Below are 15,927 nucleotides of genomic sequence, written 5' to 3'. Positions count from 1 at the left end.
AGAACGCACCCGTATTGGTCCAGACCGCTCAAAACGACATCTCAAAACGAGGGGCGGAGTAACGCAGGGACAGACATAAATTCTTTAGTTCGGGCGGCCAAAACCAAGTAAGTCGCCTGCGGCCAGCTAAGCTAGGCTCGACGTTTTCGCGTCGGCACGAGGCATACCCCATTGTTCGCGCTGAATTTCACTTCGCGCGGGTGGTTAGAGCATGTCTTGAGTACGTCAGCTTTCCGGACAGGGGTACCAAAAAAAGCCGGAAGCAAACCGCGATGCAAACAACGTTTGGCCATCGATCTGCCGCAAATCGAAACCACCTAATTCGTATAAACACACGCTGAAGTGGAAAAAGGGGCGTGTGAAAAATGGAGAGCTGTACTCAATGGACGATATGACTTCGCACGTAGATGCGACGCTGGCTTTTGCGAATCCAACCGAAGCAACTCACGTAGCGTCAACATCGGGAAAATGGAACGATCCGTCAACCTGGGAAAACGGAAAAATTCCGGGCGTTGACGCAAAAGTGTATATACCCGAAGGTGTTGACGTCGAATACGACTCCACTTCCAACGCAAGAATTGAATGGGTGCGTGTGGATGGCGCCCTCGACTTCGCGACCGATCAGGACACCAACCTGCTTGTCGAAACCCTTGTCACCGGAACCGCGTCGCGGTTGACCGTCGGCACCGCCGAGAAACCGGTCGAAGCCGGTGTGACTGCGAACATTGTCATCGCCGATGGCCCAATCGACACGAGCATCGACCCCGCCTATCTCAGCCACGGTCTGATTGCGCAGGGCAGCGTCCGGATGCAGGGCGCAGAGAAATCGCCCTATGGAACGCTGGAAGGCAACGCGACCGCTGGCAGCACATCGCTGGTCCTTGATGGCGGCACCGAAGGCTGGCAGGTCGGCGACACGATCGTCGTCATGGGTACCCAGGTTGGCCAATTCGAGGACGAGAGCCGCAAGATCGTTGCGATCGAACAGACCGCGACCGGGGTCAAGCTGACCCTCGACAGCGCCCTTCAGTACGACCACACCACCCCCCCCGGTTACGACGAGCTGGACATCTACGTCGGCAACGAAACCCGCAACATCGTCATTTCCTCGGAGAACCCCGAAGGGGTCCGCGGCCACGTGATGATGATGCACACCCCCGATGCCTCCATTCAGTTTGCGGAGTTCTCGGAGCTGGGCCGGACCGACAAGTCCCTGCCGCTTGATGTGGGTGAGAACGTGTCGGCCCGCTACCCTCTGCACCTGCATGAGACCGGCACCGAAGCTGGCAGCGACATGGCTGTCCTCTACGGTAACTCGGTGCATGGCTCGCCGGGGTGGGGCATCGTGCAGCACTCGAGCAATGCTGCGGTGGATTACAACTTCGTCCATGACATCGTCGGTGCGGGCATCGTCTCGGAGGACGGCGACGAAACCGGCCAATGGATTGGGAATTTCGTCACTGGCATTCCCGGCGATGGCACGGACTTCTCGATCGCCCGCGATGAGCTTTCGGCCGACTTCGGCCACAGCGGCGTCGCCTATGAAAATCAGGCCCGGCAAATCGTCCAGCAAGACAACATCGCCGCAAACGCCAACACCGGATGGATGTTCCGAGCGGCCGAGACCAGCGTCGACAATCCCGATCGCGATGCGCTGCAGTTCGACCCGATGCCGCTTAAGGACGAGTTGAACAACGAAGAGCCGGCGATTGTCGGGTTTTGGGACAATGTTGCGGTTGCCGTGGATACGGTCCTCGACACGGGACACCGTCAGGATGTGGCGACGACCACGGACCTTCGAAGCGACATCGTCGGCCTCGTGGCGTGGGAAGTCGAGCGCGTGTTCGATGTCTTCAACTACACCGGCGAATACGTCATTCGCGATGGCCTCTTCATTGCCGATGACGATGGTGCGAACCGAGCAATCCGACTGTTCAACAAGCACGAAGGCACGTCGATTATCGACAGCCATTTCGAAGGCTTCAACATCGCGATCTCGGATCGGGGCATCAACAATGAAGGCGTCTACATCGGGAATACTTTTAAAGATGTGAACACGCTCGTTGAATCGCCTTACTACGGCGATGAGCGGCTACAATGGCAGTCCGGCGCAAGCATGCAGACCCTCGACCGGCCAATCCTTGTGCTCGATAACAGTGCCGACCTTACCATGGGCCCCCGCGACCACGATCTTCTTATCTCGGGGACAATCACCGACAACGCCGGGACCATGCGACTTGGGTCGAATAAGTGGGTAGAAGTTCCAACCTCCGACAAGGATGGCATCGAGCTTCTTGACGATCATCTTGGCCGGCCGACTCCCGAGGAGCTGGTCGAGATTCACGGAGCCATGCAGGACGGCAACGGCGGTTGGGTCATGCCCATCGCCATCTGGATCACCGACCGGGTGACGGGTGAGCATTTCTCCTACCGCATCGACATCAATCTGGTGGGCTTCTCTGACGCGTATCTTGAACAGTTCGAGATCACCGAGTTCGAATTGCCTTCCGGCGAGATCAATATTTTCAGCGACTACGGCTTCTCCGGCCAAACCGGCAGCGGCTCGACTGACACTGGGACTGGTACCGACACTGGGACCGGCACCGACACTGGGACTGGCACCGACACTGGGACTGGCACCGATACCGGGACTGGCACCGACACTGGGACTGGCACCGACACTGGGACTGGCACCGACACTGGGACCGGTACCGACACTGGGACCGGCACCGACACTGGGACTGGCACCGACACTGGGACTGGCACCGATACCGGGACTGGCACCGACACTGGGACTGGCACCGACACCGACACAGGAACGGGCACCGACACAGAAACTGGTGGCAACCAATCTGGGACCAACAAAGGCAAAGCGATTGCCGGTGGCAGCGCGCTGGAACTGACCGACAGCGGGGCGACGATCTCGGATGTTGTCCTGAACGGCGACTTCACCATCGAAGCTTGGGCACAACTGGCCGCGGGCAAGAACATTTCGGCGGCGGATGCGATCATCAGCGGTGCGGGCTTTGAGCTGACGTTCCGCAATGGTAAGCTCAACGTCGAGGTCGACGAGCAAAGCATCGCAGTCGCTTCGGTCGATGCGGTGGATGGCGTCTGGACCCACTATGCGGTGGTTCGCGAGGATGGTGTTGTCACGATCTTCGCCGACGGCGAAGCGGTTGGCTCGTCGTCCTCCCAGTGGACCGGCTCGGTAACCCTCGACACGCTCGCGGATGGGCAAAGCTATTCGCGCGGTTTTGTTGGGGCCCTCGATGAAGTCCGGGTTTGGGAAGAGGCCCGCAGCCAGTCCGAGATCGCCGATGGCCGCTTCAACGAAGTGGCAACCGACGCCGCAGATCAGCCTCTCCAAAGCTTCACCTTCGAGGACAGCTTCGATTTTGGATCTGGCACAAGCTACATCGAGTCGACCGTTCCCGAGCCCGTGGACAACGGCGACACCGGCAGCCTCGCACCGGTGGCAATGCTGGAAGTTGGCGGCGCGACCTTCGAGCAAAGCTCGGGTGATGCCTGGTATAAAACCAGCTTCCAAGAGACCATGGACAATCCTGTGGTGATCCTTGGGCCGCTTAGCTCGAACGAGTCAGAGGCAGCCTTTGGCCGCGTCGGTCAGGTGACGGACTCGGGCTTTACCATGCAGATCGAAGAGTGGGACTATCTCGACGGCGGCCATGTTGCCGAAAGCGTCAGCTGGATGGCACTGCCGAGCGGCACCCACAGCCTGTCAGACGGTCGGCAATTGGTCGCCATGGCGGTGGAAACCGACGCGCTTGGCAAAGCTTCCGTCGATCTGTCGGGACTGAACGGCGAATTCGCTGTTCTCACCCAGATCGGCAGCCATGCCAATGCCGAGGCGATGGTTGTGCGCAGCGATGTGGCGAGTGACGGCACGCTCGATCTGTTCCTGCAGCGGCAGGAAGGAGACTGGGGCAGCTTCGCGTCCGAGACGGTCTATGTCGTGGCGATCGAAGTCGGAACGTCTGACCAGGGCATCTCGGCGGGCGTGACCTCCGGGATCAAGCACAAAGCGGGCACTGTCGATTTCGATCAGAGCCTGTCTGATGTAGCTCTGATCGCGTCGATCTCTTCGAGCAATGGCAGCGATCCGGTTGCGCTGCGTCTAGAACAACTCGCCGCCGACAGCGCGAGTGTATATGTTCAAGAAGATCAGGCGCGAGATAGCGAGATCCGACACGTAGCCGAAGACGTGAGCTGGTTTGCAGCATCGCAGGGTCTCTATGACCTCGTCTGAACGGCCTGATCCGCAGTGAACTTTTTCCGGCCCGCCGTTGCGCGGGCCGGAAGCGCGCGCCTCTTTGCCTGGCACGCAGCACTTTCGGGAATTTTGCTGGGTGCGAGCCACATTCGGCGGCAGCAGAGCGCGCCGGTGTCGCTAATATTTTGCGCAGCCTCCCGCAGTTTTTGTTCCACCCAGATGGAGTGGCCGTTCCTTTGGCAGTGCTGGGGTGTTTGTGTTAGGGTCGAATTGAATTTCTTGATCGAGACCCCATTCAAATTACTGACTGACCTAACTGACATATATTTTATGTTGTATCAGACGTTTGCTTTTGGACCTTGATACTCCGAGCTTGCTGGGCGGGCCTGCGTTGGCACCGCTTTTCAAGCGCGATTTCAGAGGTGAGATGCAATGAAGCAAGAGATGTTGGCGGCCATTGCCTCGCTGCACTTGCCGCATTTTGTTGTGGTGAGGGCGATGAAATGTGGCACGAGCACGCGCTACGGCCTGCTCGCCAATCATCAAGATATCGATATGTCGCGCGACAAAGAGCCGGATTTCTTTTTGAGAAAGAAGAACTTCGGCAAGCGTCTGGAGTGGTATTCCGATCAGCTTTCCGGGGAAGTTTCGTTGTGTGGGCAGGCAAGCCGCAACTACACGCAGTGCCATATCTTTCGGAGTGTGCCCGAGCGTATGGCGCAGTTCACCCCGGACGTGCGCTTGATCGACATCGTGCGGGACCCGGTCTTGCGGGCGGAGTCGCACATCCGGCACAATGTCATTACGGGCAATCTAGAGGTCGGCATTGACGAGTTTGTCGAGCAACACGTTAACCGGAATGCGCTGGACACCAGTCGCTTTGCGCTTCAGCGCGAGGCATATCTCGAACATTTCCCGGCTGAAGCGATCCTCGTGGTCGATCTTGACGAGTTGACCCAAGTTCCGCAGCGCGTGATGCCGCGCATCCATGATCATATCGGTGTGGCGGATCGAGAGATTTCGGTCGCAGGTGTGCAGAATGACAGCGGCCAACTCGCGCGGGTGCCCGCGCCCATTCTCAGGCTTGCTAAGACCCCGCAGGGCCGGGCGGTCGCAATGCGGATCGGGCGCGGCTTTCGAGATCGGTTGCGAATAGCACTGGCCAGAGGCAATTCACGCAAGCCGCCGCCGTTGCCCGAGGCTTCGCGCGCTGCTGCGCGCCGATCTGACCCGGGATGCCGCAAGGTTCTGCGAACTTACCGGCCAGACGTTTCCAATTTAGCCGCTAAGAAAGGCGTCGGCCCGCCACAGCGCACGCTGAACGTCCAAGCCGCGTTTCCAGTCTTTCGCCCTCAAATTTCCCGCAGTGATGTGTTCAGAAACCTCGAGGTGACCTCATGACCTTGGCATTCCATCGCTCTCGTCTCTGGCCCAACTCGGGGTGCCTGAAAGCTTTCGCGCTTGCCGCGTGTCTTGCGGTTCAGCCATGTTTCGCGCTGGCTCAGGAGGGCAAGAAACGCGAGATGGGTGAGCCCTTCCGCACAGTCTTCCCCTTCGCCGGCCTGACGCCAAATTGGTGGCGGGCGGAGTATGACCACTCCGGTGCATGGCAGGAGACCGGCTGGCGCAAGCGGGCTGTGACGGTCGATGAGTCTGGCGTTACCCTGAGCCTTGCCCCCACCGCCGTCGAAAACCGTGTATCTCTGGAAGAGATGACCACCAACGGCGCTACCCTTATTCAAGAAGGCAAGATCGCCAAGAAATTTGTCAGCGGACAGCTACAGAACACCAAATGGTTCAGCTACGGCCGCTTTGAGATCGTCATGCAGGCCGCGGCGGGCGAGGGGCTGATTACCGGGTTCTACCTCTATACTGGCGAACATTTCGGCGACAGCCACGAGGAGATCGACATCGAGATTCTCGGAAAGGACAGCACCAAGGCCCAGTTCAACCGGTTCCTCGATGGCAAGCCACTGCAGGAGCCCCCATGGATGGAACTGGGGTTCGACTCAGCGGAAAAGCCGAGGCTTTACGCGTTCGAGTGGACCGAGGACTCGATCTCTTGGTACGTCGAGGACAAGTTGATGTTTCGGTTGGAGGGGGCGGAAGAGATGCCGAGTCTTCCGATGAAGATCTTCATTGATCTATGGGCAGGGGGGCCCAAACATGCGACGTGGTCGGGTATGGCGCCGGAAGATGCGCGCGCTAAATTGCTGGTGCAATGCATGTCCTATTCGCTGCCGAGCGGGGACACTCCGACCTGTAGCGACCTGATGACCGGCGGCTGACCTGGGGCTGTGACATCCGCAGTTTTCCGGGAGTTCTGCGTGTTTCGGGCCGCGGCCCGGCGGCTATTCCGCCCCGGTGGAGGCCGCGCGTTGCGGCACATCCGGGCTTCCGCCCGATTGCCGCTGAATCCCATAGCGTATCACCCTTTCGGGCAGAAAGATGGGGTGGCGGTTCTTGATGGCATAGCATGCTCCGATCCAGATCAGCATGTTTGCCAGAACGAAGGGGCGCATCAGGTCACTTTCAACCATAGTCCGTATGGTCTGAACCAACGCGCCTGTGAGCAGGAAAACGAACGGCATGCCGCCGCGCCGGAGCACCAAAAAGGCCAAATGTGACAGTGCCCAGGCCAATGTGACAAGGATGCATCCCAAGCCGATAAGGCCAAAATGAACCGTGATTTCGTAATAGGCGTTGTGAAAAGAGAACACGTGGTTGGGACTTTTGTGAAATTGAGCGAAGATTTCCTGCACCAGCGGACTTTCTTGGTAGCGCCAGAAGCCGCCAGCGCCTAGTCCAGTGATCGGATTTTGCCGGATCACGTCTTCGGCGAAGTTCCAGAGCTCGGTTCGCCCGGTCAAAGTTTTGGACTTTCCGACGCTTCCAAGGAAAAGCTCGAGCAGATGGTCACGTTGCTCGATCAAGAACGGGGTTAGGGAGGCCATCGCGCCGAGGGCGATCAGGCCCGCAGCAATACGGTCTGCGGAGCGCGAAAGGAAGCTGGACGCGCCAATGACACAGACCACCACGAACGACAGGACGAGAGCCGTTGCCGATTGACTGGCAAGAATGAGCAGGAATGCCAGCGCCGCGAGCGCGACCGCGACCAGACGCAGCCAAAGCCTGATCCACCGGTCGCAGGCAAGACAGAGTGCAGCCGCCCACAGCACGACCATTTTCGCACCGAGCATATTCTTGTGGGCAAAAATGCCGGTCATCGCACCCTCTTGGACTTTCGTGAAAAAGACGCTGAGGATGCCGCAGATCCCGGTTGCGATGAAGGCGGCGATCAGCACCTGTCGCGGGCTCATCCACGCGGCGAAGAGAACGCAGATCAGCGATGTAAGCAGCATCTGCAACCCGCCCCGGAAGGCCACATCCGGCACCACGCCGAGTGGCGCGCTTGCAATGGCCCAGAGGGGCAGCAAAAAGAGCGGCCACGCCCCAATGATCAGCGGAAAGGTCGCGCGGCGGTCTCGGAGAATCGCGTAACTGAGGTAAATCGCAAGGGGATAGAGCACGAGGTGATCGTTAGGGAAGGTGGTGAAGGTGACCAGAAACCAAACGATGGCGAGGCCGAACTCGGCGGGACGCATGTGCGCAGAGTGGGTCGGAGCGAGCGACGTTTTGGGTTTTGCGGTACTCATGATGCGCTCGAGCTGCGCTGCGAAGCGGCGTCTGTTCCGGCGGCGATATGTTCGGCGATCCGCATGGACAGCGCGACGATCGAATGGGTCGGTTGCACGCCAGCGCTGCTGCGGAACACGGCGGCTCCGGCGATGAACAGATCGGCGATGCCATGCACCTCACAATCCGGCCCCACTACGCTGTCTTTGGGATCTGCGCCCATCCGGGCCACTCCGGTCTGATGATAGCCATCCTGTGCCAGCGCCCGGATCGCAGCTCTGCGCGCTCCGATTGGCGCGTCATATTGCAGTTCTGCAATGCTGCTGCGCGAGAGTGACTGAGCGAGCATCTTATGTCCGTGCACGACCCTGTCGATATCCGGTTGCGAGAAATCCAAGGCAATCCGGATCTTCGGCAGTCTGCCCGGCTCAACCGGTCCGGCGAGTTCGATCCTGTTCTCCGTCCGCGATTCCTGCTCGGCATGATAGGCGAGGCGGTAGCGGCGCGCCCCGTTTGGCACAAGATGGTCGAGCGCCTGCCGCCGCTGACTGAACCGCGCGCGGATCACTCCGGGCAATCCGCGTAGAACGGTTGGGCCATCGCTCAGGACGTTATGCAGATGCGCCGAGGCGGCAGAGGTTCGCTGCGGAGCGGCGACGCCGGGGCCGTGCGGGTCGGTATTCTGCTCAGGTCGCCGGAACGCACGTTTTGCGAGGAATTTCGCTGACAACAGGCCGGATCCATGTTCGGCATCGGCGATCGGCCAGTTCTGAGCCCAGAAGAACATGTTCACACCCTCCGCCATCGCGGCAGCGGTGCTGCGGAAGATCCGCCGGACAGAGCCGCGCTGTGCGAGCGGACGCCAGCCAAATGCATCGACCTCATCTTCCCGGCGAAAGACGATGCTGGCCACACTGCCGGTGAGATGCCCGGCGTAATAGCGTCCCAATGCCTGCAGATGGCCAAGCTCTTCGGGCCAGCGTACCTTGTCTGCCAGCAGCAGCCGCAGGGTTTCGATACCGCCCTGCGCCAGTACAGTTTTTGGCGCTCTAAGTTCTAGTGTCTCGGGGATGCCCTGCGCACAGACGCGAAGCCCCTCGCAATGCGTGCCGCCGCGTGGGCTCTTGCCGAGGATAATGCCGGTCGCGGTGGCGTTCAAAAGCACGTCGGGCCCATAGGGGGCCTCCATCCGCGCGCGGTGCCATTGCAGCAAAGAGCCGGTGTTCGCCAGCACCTCCTGAGAGTTGAGGTCAAAAGGCTCGGTCGTCTGCGGATCAAAGAATGGCTGCTCGGGCGGGGAGGCTCCCAGAAATATTGCGGCGGACTGGTAGTGCCGTGCGAGGTCCGCGTAGTCCATCGGCCATCCGCTGGCCAAAAGATCATGCGGCATGAGGGGGATCGTGCGCCCTCCCCAGAGCCAAGAGGTGCCGCCGAGCGCGCGGCAATGGGTGATCGAGGCGGCGGCATGTGCCTGCGGGGTTTCATATTCGGCGTCAGGTCCGGGGCTGGGCTCGTGCGAGCCCGCCTCGACGATCAGCACGCGGTGGCCAGCTTCGGCCAGCGGAAGCGCAACAGAGAGCCCGGCAGGACCCGCACCGGAGACGATGCAATCATAACTTCTGCTGCGGGCAGTGCGCGCGTCGATCAAGGGCATCGCCAGACCCTCAACCGGGGGCGACGCGCTGTGGCGCAACCATGAGCGTTGATGATCGAATGCTGGTTTTTCGTGCTTTGGCTGGATTTTCCGGCACATCCGAAGTTCGGCAATTGTCAAAACGGAAGGACGCCAAGGATGTGTTTGAGATCAATCGCATAGGATGAATTCCGCAGGCTGAAAATGGATCAAATTAATTTTAAGCAAGTGAATTGCAGGATGTGCCGACCCGGCAGGCCACGCAAGTCTTGAATTGCGAAACTATAGGCGTCTACCGTTCCAGGATAGGAATCGAGATTATCTTAACGTCTTTCGTGCTCATTATTTCAGCCATGATTGGGAAGCCGCCGTGTCACCCCAACACGAGGATTTTGACGACTGCAACAGCATCGGGTGCGGCGCCGGGTTATGGGATTTATTCCATATTAGCAGTGCGTTTCATGACGTTTCTCACCCCGGCGGACCGTCTGATGGATCGGCGCGCAAAAGGCCGTGTAGGCGATCCCCGCTTCCCAGAGGCGGAACACGGATGTGTGAAGGATGATCGGTTATCGTCGGGATATCGACGGGCTGCGCGCCGTGGCCGTGCTTCCGGTGGTCCTGTTCCACGCGGATGTCCAAGTGTTTTCGGGCGGCTTCGTCGGCGTTGACGTCTTCTTCGTCATCTCGGGCTTCTTGATCACCACGATCATTCATCGCGAGATCGAAGCGGGCGAGTTTTCTATCCTACGCTTCTACGAGCGTCGCGCGCGGCGCATTCTTCCGGCGCTCTTGCTGGTGATCGCGGTGTCCTTGCTGGCCGGTTATTTCCTATTGATGCCAGCTGATTACGCCGCAGCCGGGCGGGCGGGGCTTGCCGCGGCGCTGTTCGTTTCGAACATGCTGTTCTGGTCTGAGACGGGGTATTTCAGTCCGGGCATCTACGATCAGCCCCTTCTCCACACGTGGTCGCTGGCGATCGAAGAGCAGTTTTATATCTTCTTTCCGCCGTTGATGCTGGCGATCGCGGCCCTGCGCTGGAAGCCAGCGTTGCCAATCGCGGTGCTTACGCTTTTGTCCCTGTGCCTGAGTGGCCTGACGACCGAAGCGCGCCCTGCCATGGGCTATTACCTGCTGCCTTGGCGCGCTTGGGAGTTGGGGCTTGGCGCGCTGGTCGCCCTGCTGCCGCTGCGCAGCATGGGGCGTGTCCCGCGCGAGGTCATGGGGCTTGCAGGGCTCGTCCTGATCGGGGCCGCTGTGCTGGGCTTTGATGAGGCGACCGTCTTTCCGGGGTGGGCGGCGCTGATGCCTGTGGCCGGTGCCGCGATGATCATCGCGGCGGGCGGCAAGATGAACACGATATGCGACCGGCTGCTGAGCGTCCGGCCATTCGTTTGGACGGGGCTGATCTCGTATTCGCTGTATCTTTGGCACTGGCCTGTCATCGTCTTCTATCAGCAGATCGTCTTCGACAGGCCCGATGTGCTGGGCTGCGTACTGGTTGTCTCGCTCTCCTTTGCGCTGGCTTGGGCAAGCTGGGCATGGGTCGAAGTGCCCTTTCGGCGGCGGAGCAGCAGCCCCACGGTCTCTGCGTCACGCCCCGCTGGGCCGGTGCGGACCCTTCTGGTCGCTCTGGCGGGCATCATGGTGGTTTCGCTCACGGCGGTGGGGGTGACGGCGGGGGGCGGTTTGCCCTTCCGTTTGCCCACCGAGGCCGCGCGGCTCGCCGCCTTCTCGGATGGTCAGCATCCGCGACTGCGCGAATGCACCGGGCGCGACGACGCGTGGCGTGCACCGGGCGATCCCTGTCTTTTCGGCGCCGAGGCGGAGGTTGCGCCTACCGTTGCGCTCTGGGGCGACAGCCACGCGGGCGCGCTGCTCCCCGAGGTTGAAGCCGCCGCGCGTCGCAGCGGGCGCAGTTTGGCCTATCTGGCGCGGGCAGGATGCCTCCCGGTTCCCGAAACGGAGCGGTTGGACGGCCAGACCGGACGCTGCGCAGAGTACGGAAACGGCGCGCTCGACTACTTGCTGCGAAGCGAGACGATCGAAACCGTCATTCTTGTGGCGCGATACGCGCTGGCGTCGAAAGGATATATGGCCGACTTCGGGCTGTCCGAGCGCGACTGGAGCCCAACGCGCTATGCCGATGTGACAAGCGGACCATGGCCAGAGGCCGAACGCCTCGAGCGGCTCATGGCCAAGCTGGACGAAACGGTGGGGCAATTGCGCGCGGCGGGGCGCACTGTCGTCATCGTCTATCCCATCCCCGAGATTGGCTACAAGGTGCCGGAGACATTAGCCAAATACTCGCTGCAGGGGCGCAGTACCGAGCCATTTGGTCTGCCACGAGACGTGTTCGAGGGGCGCAACGCCGCCGTGCGTGCCGAGCTCGACAGGATCGTCGCGCGGCACGACGCGCTAAAAATCTTGCCCAGTGAGGTCTTTTGCGACGAGCACATGTGCCATGCCATGCGTGACGGGACGCCGCTTTATTATGATGATGATCATCTGAGCGCTGCGGGAGCGGCCTTTCTCGGGCCCGCCTTCGACGGTTTGATGGCAGGACGCATGGTGCAGACGCGCGGCCCGGAGCGCGACGCTTTGCGCCGAACGCCTTGATCCCAGTGTCGGCACGACGGGCCGGGATTGAACGAAAAGACCAAGGACCGCAGCACAGAGGACGAAACCGCAATGAAACAGGCACTTCGCGCGCGCTTCATTTCGACTGCCCTGCGTTTCAAAAGCTTTGAGCCCGAGGACGCCATACTGCTGTCCTGCGACCCGCGCAGCGGCTCGACATGGCTGAGCGAGCTTCTGTGCGAGTCCCGTCCCAGCGCTGTTATCTGGGAGCCGTTTCACCTCGACAACGCCCCGCGTGTTCGGGATTTGGGGTTCTCGTGGCGGCAGTACATTCCGCCGGATGCAGACTGGCCCGAGGCTGAACTGTTCATCCGGCGCATGCTGTCCGGCGGATACATCAACCAATGGACCAGTTGGGCAAGTCCCGTGGCGGATTTCGTGCGTGCCGAGCATCTTTTGGTAAAATGCTGCCGGGCCAACGGGGTCTTGCCGTGGCTGGTGCGCCGCATCGCGTTTCGGCGCAAACCGATCCATTTCCTGCGGCACCCTTTTGCGATTGCCGCGTCGCAGAAGCGGATGGGGAATTTTGGAACGGCGGGCATGGATGAGGTTCTATCGCGCGGCAGGTACTTTGAATATCTATCTGAATATGCGGGTTTTATTCGCAGCCTGGAGACGGATGCAGAGCGGATCGTCGCCATGTGGTGTCTGATGCAAAAGCCCGCGCTCAGCGATGCGCAGACCCAAGAGCGCACGATCCGCATGCACTACGAGACGCTCAAGCTTTACCCGGAACGCGAGGTGGCGCGATTGTTCCACACATGGGGCGAGCCGGTGCCCGAGGGGGTTCTTGCCCGCGTCAACCAAGCGAGCCGCATGACCGTCGATGGGGCGCTGCTGAATTACCCTCTGTCGCAGGTCGGAAAGTGGCGGCAAGAGTTCAGTGACAAGCAAGTGGATCGGTTGGCGCGGATTTTGACACAATTGGGTGTGACGGAATACAGCGAAGCGCTGCTGCCCGCTACGGAGCTAGAGCCAAGCGATGAAAATTAACGCGAAACCTACCGCCCCACCTCCCGCGATTTGCGCTTTTCCGCCTTTGGTTAAAAACGTCTTGATGTGTGGCGTCTCTTGCGTAGCATAGGGAAAGAAAAAGTATATTTTAGAATTTTTACACGCAATTTGAGTTGTTCGGTGCTGTGGTACATTTAACAGCGAGGACTTTTCATGGCACATCGACCCGATGTCTCTCGGCTCGACGACACGCCCGATATTTCATCGACAAGTTCATGGACTCGCAATTCGCGAGGTAAACGCGTGTTCGACTTGGCCTTCGCGATGCTGATGATCCTGCTCTTCCTGCCGGTCTTTGTGACAATCCTCGTTGCGATCGTGCTCACCGATCGTGGGCCGGCGATCTATGCGCATACGCGCATCGGGAAGGGGGGGCGTAAGTTTCAGTGCTACAAGTTTCGCACGATGGTGCTGGACGCTGACACAAGGCTCGACGCGCTCCTTGCCTTGAACCCGGACCTTCAGGCCGAATGGGAGGGGACGCGGAAACTGAAAGAAGACCCTCGGATCCTTCCCTACATCGGCAGTGCCCTCAGAAAGTCGAGTCTTGACGAGCTTCCGCAAATCCTGAACGTACTTCGGGGTGACATGTCGATCGTCGGGCCGCGCCCGATCGTCGAGGATGAACTCAAATACTATGGCGTGGCGCAGCACCTCTATTTGCAGGTCCGTCCCGGTCTTACCGGCCCTTGGCAGGCAGCCGAACGCTCGGATTCAAGCTACAGCAAACGGGTGAAGCTCGACGCAACCTATGTTCAGTCAGGCTCATTCGCGACGGACCTTCAGCTGATCTGGACGACGGCGCGGAAATTTGTCACCTTGTCTGGGCGCGGGGCTTACTGATTGCGCGGACCGCTCAACGGAGCTTGTTCCGCGTTCTGCCCGCGCACTTGGGTCCTGCTTTGGGGTTTTCCCCGGTTTTTCCCAGAGCGAGCGTCCAGTAAGATTGAATCAAGCAAAATGAGCGGTCCGCTCAAGATCCAAGCACCCAGCAGCCATAGCAAAGTGCTTCCTCCGAAAAGGGTTCTTAGCAAGAAGGCTGAAATCATAGCGAGCACGAGGATCGCAAAGCAGCGATACATCCACATGCTGGAAGATGGTTCCTGTTTTCGTTTCATTTCAATGCAGCTACACCTATTCCATGGAGCTTTCATGCCACAGGCGCGCGTTTGGTCGAACAGTCTGCCTTGGATCAGCTACATAGCAAGTAAGCGCTGCCCTCGCAAATTCCAGATCTGTGATTGGTAATGGCGGGGTTGGTGGAAAATATACCTAGGGGTATATATTCAGGCGGCTTTTTCTCGAGCATCAGTGCTCTCATTGGGGCTCGGGCGGTTTTGACGCTGCTGCAACTTGCAAGCGTGCCTCTTTTGGCGCGCGTGCTCGACATGCATGATTTTGCCATCATGGCTCTTGGCATGACCATACCGCTCTTCGCCAATACACTCAGTGACGCTGGCCTTGGACGCTCGCTGGTCCGCAGGCAAGAGTTTAATGTCGACGAGTGGAGCACGGTGTTCTGGTTTCTGGGATTGGTCGGACTCGCTCTTGCGGCGGCGGTTGTGGCGGCAGCGCCGATCTATGCCAAGGTGATGCACGAGCAGGAGCTGATCGGCGTCGTTTCGGTGCTCGCGGCGGTACCTTTCATTCAGGCCTGCATTTCGACCCACCAATCGGCGCTAGAGCGCGATTTTCGCTTCGATCAGATCTCGAAGGTCACAGTTGCATCTGGAATTCTTGGAGTTCTGCTTGCACTGGGCTTGGCGCTTGCCGGGGCCGGATACTGGGCCTTGGTGGCGCAGCAAATCGCCACCGCGGGGCTACGGGGGGCTGCCTTTGCGTGGCTCTCGGGGTTCAGGCCGCGTCTGGCGTTCAGTCGGCGTTTGCTCATGCCGCATCTGAATTTCGGCAAGAACACCTTGTTGTTTTCCGGCGTCATGACGCTGCAAAGCCAGACGCCGGTTCTGGCATTCGGGCAGGTCCTCAGTAGCCACGCGGTCTCGCTCTGGTCCATGACGGAACGGGCCTCGCGGCCCGCGAGAACCGGGCTTGCGGGGCCGGTGGCGCAGGTCACTCTCGTATCCATGTCACGGCAATGGCGCGAGGGGCGCGGCGCTGAAGAGGTTGCTGCGCTCTATCTGGCGGCAACGCGACTGTTGGCGACGTTGCTCTTTCCCGGGTTCATCGTTCTGGCGTTCGCGGGTGAAACCGTGTTTGTCTGGCTGCTGTCCGAACCGTGGCGTCCAGTGGCGAATATTTTCGCCCTCGCTGTCCCGGCGCTTCTTCTGGAAGCGATTTCGTCGACCGGCGCGCGGGTTTTCATGGTCTCGGATCGAACCGACCTGAGGCTGCGCATGGCGGTCGAAAGGCTGCTGCTCGGCACGATAGTTTTCCTTGCGGCGCTGCCCTTCGGGCTGGAGATGGCAGTTGCGATGCGCAGTCTCTTTGCGGTGGCCTATATGCCGCGCTACTGGGGCTATCTGTGCCGCTGCGTTCCGCTCGACAGGTGGGCGGCTGCGCGCGTGTTGGTGCTGCCAACCGCTGTCGGGGTCGTGGTCGGGCTTGCGACGCAGCACGTGATCGCCGAGGCCGGCGCGGGGGAGACCGTATCGGCGCTGCTGTCGCTTGCCTGTGCGGCCGTGTCGGTGGGGCTCGCCGGCCTCGTGGGCATGGGGTCGCTGCGGAGTGATGTCGCACGACTTCGGGCCTCGGTGCACCGGCGCACGGACGTGTAGCGCCACAGCCGCTGGGTCGGACTGCAGCGGTCGGC

Annotated in this window: 9 protein-coding genes; 7 read left to right on the top strand and 2 right to left on the bottom strand. The window is 60.2% G+C overall.

Going from position 1 to position 15,927, the window contains the following annotated elements; genetic code table 11:
- Nucleotides 1–382 precede the first annotated feature (382 nt).
- The 3 genes from AYJ57_RS25730 to AYJ57_RS23175 all read left to right on the top strand — a co-directional run bounded on the left by AYJ57_RS25730 (nucleotide 383) and on the right by AYJ57_RS23175 (nucleotide 6,522).
- A complete protein-coding gene (locus AYJ57_RS25730) occupies nucleotides 383–4,270 on the top strand; it encodes a LamG-like jellyroll fold domain-containing protein (RefSeq protein WP_083191502.1) in 3,888 nt (1,295 codons plus the stop codon).
- A 396-nt stretch (nucleotides 4,271–4,666) separates the two neighbouring features.
- Nucleotides 4,667–5,635, top strand: coding sequence for a sulfotransferase domain-containing protein (locus AYJ57_RS23180; RefSeq protein WP_083191501.1), 969 nt, complete (start codon nucleotides 4,667–4,669; stop codon nucleotides 5,633–5,635).
- Complete coding sequence (locus AYJ57_RS23175; protein ID WP_083191500.1) at nucleotides 5,632–6,522, top strand: family 16 glycosylhydrolase; 891 nt, start codon at nucleotides 5,632–5,634, stop codon at nucleotides 6,520–6,522. The genes AYJ57_RS23180 and AYJ57_RS23175 overlap by 4 nt, the downstream gene beginning before the upstream one ends.
- Before the next feature lie 63 nt (nucleotides 6,523–6,585).
- On the opposite strand, the gene AYJ57_RS23170 is transcribed toward AYJ57_RS23175, so the two are convergent.
- Both AYJ57_RS23170 and AYJ57_RS23165 read right to left on the bottom strand, forming a co-directional pair.
- A complete protein-coding gene (locus AYJ57_RS23170; protein WP_083191499.1) occupies nucleotides 6,586–7,890 on the bottom strand; it encodes an O-antigen ligase family protein in 1,305 nt (434 codons plus the stop codon).
- Nucleotides 7,887–9,644, bottom strand: a complete 1,758-nt coding sequence (locus AYJ57_RS23165; protein WP_193789574.1) for a GMC oxidoreductase — start codon at nucleotides 9,642–9,644, stop codon at nucleotides 7,887–7,889. Before AYJ57_RS23165 ends, AYJ57_RS23170 begins: the two co-directional genes overlap by 4 nt.
- A 420-nt stretch (nucleotides 9,645–10,064) precedes the next feature.
- Between AYJ57_RS23165 and AYJ57_RS23160 the strand changes: the two genes are divergently transcribed.
- The 4 genes from AYJ57_RS23160 (at nucleotide 10,065) to AYJ57_RS23145 (ending at nucleotide 15,892) form a co-directional block, all read left to right on the top strand.
- A complete protein-coding gene (locus tag AYJ57_RS23160) occupies nucleotides 10,065–12,122 on the top strand; it encodes an acyltransferase family protein (protein ID WP_066111543.1) in 2,058 nt (685 codons plus the stop codon).
- A 72-nt stretch (nucleotides 12,123–12,194) separates the two neighbouring features.
- Nucleotides 12,195–13,136: a sulfotransferase family protein gene (locus tag AYJ57_RS23155; protein WP_066111540.1), complete on the top strand. Its 942-nt coding sequence runs from the start codon at nucleotides 12,195–12,197 to the stop codon at nucleotides 13,134–13,136.
- A 174-nt stretch (nucleotides 13,137–13,310) separates the two neighbouring features.
- Nucleotides 13,311–14,000: a sugar transferase gene (locus AYJ57_RS23150; RefSeq protein ID WP_083191497.1), complete on the top strand. Its 690-nt coding sequence runs from the start codon at nucleotides 13,311–13,313 to the stop codon at nucleotides 13,998–14,000.
- Between the two features lie 494 nt (nucleotides 14,001–14,494).
- The gene (locus AYJ57_RS23145) at nucleotides 14,495–15,892 is read left to right on the top strand and encodes an oligosaccharide flippase family protein (RefSeq protein WP_193789573.1); all 1,398 of its coding nucleotides are present in this window, start codon (nucleotides 14,495–14,497) and stop codon (nucleotides 15,890–15,892) included.
- Nucleotides 15,893–15,927: the final 35 nt, after the last annotated feature.

This window comes from Salipiger sp. CCB-MM3, assembly GCF_001687105.1.
Classification (GTDB): domain Bacteria; phylum Pseudomonadota; class Alphaproteobacteria; order Rhodobacterales; family Rhodobacteraceae; genus Salipiger.
The sequence above is the reverse complement of the archived record's forward strand: the minus strand, read 5'-3'. Positions and strand labels throughout refer to the sequence as shown.

Excerpts from the sequence above, each read along its gene's own strand:
- AYJ57_RS23155 (WP_066111540.1), top strand. The coding sequence starts at position 12,195 with ATGAAACAGGCACTTCGCGCGCGCTTCATTTCGACTGCCCTGCGTTTC.
- AYJ57_RS23150 (WP_083191497.1), top strand. The coding sequence starts at position 13,311 with ATGGCACATCGACCCGATGTCTCTCGGCTCGACGACACGCCCGATATT.
- AYJ57_RS23160 (WP_066111543.1), top strand. The coding sequence starts at position 10,065 with ATGATCGGTTATCGTCGGGATATCGACGGGCTGCGCGCCGTGGCCGTG.
- AYJ57_RS23180 (WP_083191501.1), top strand. The coding sequence starts at position 4,667 with ATGAAGCAAGAGATGTTGGCGGCCATTGCCTCGCTGCACTTGCCGCAT.
- AYJ57_RS25730 (WP_083191502.1), top strand. The coding sequence starts at position 383 with ATGGACGATATGACTTCGCACGTAGATGCGACGCTGGCTTTTGCGAAT.
- AYJ57_RS23170 (WP_083191499.1), bottom strand. The coding sequence starts at position 7,890 with ATGAGTACCGCAAAACCCAAAACGTCGCTCGCTCCGACCCACTCTGCG.
- AYJ57_RS23175 (WP_083191500.1), top strand. The coding sequence starts at position 5,632 with ATGACCTTGGCATTCCATCGCTCTCGTCTCTGGCCCAACTCGGGGTGC.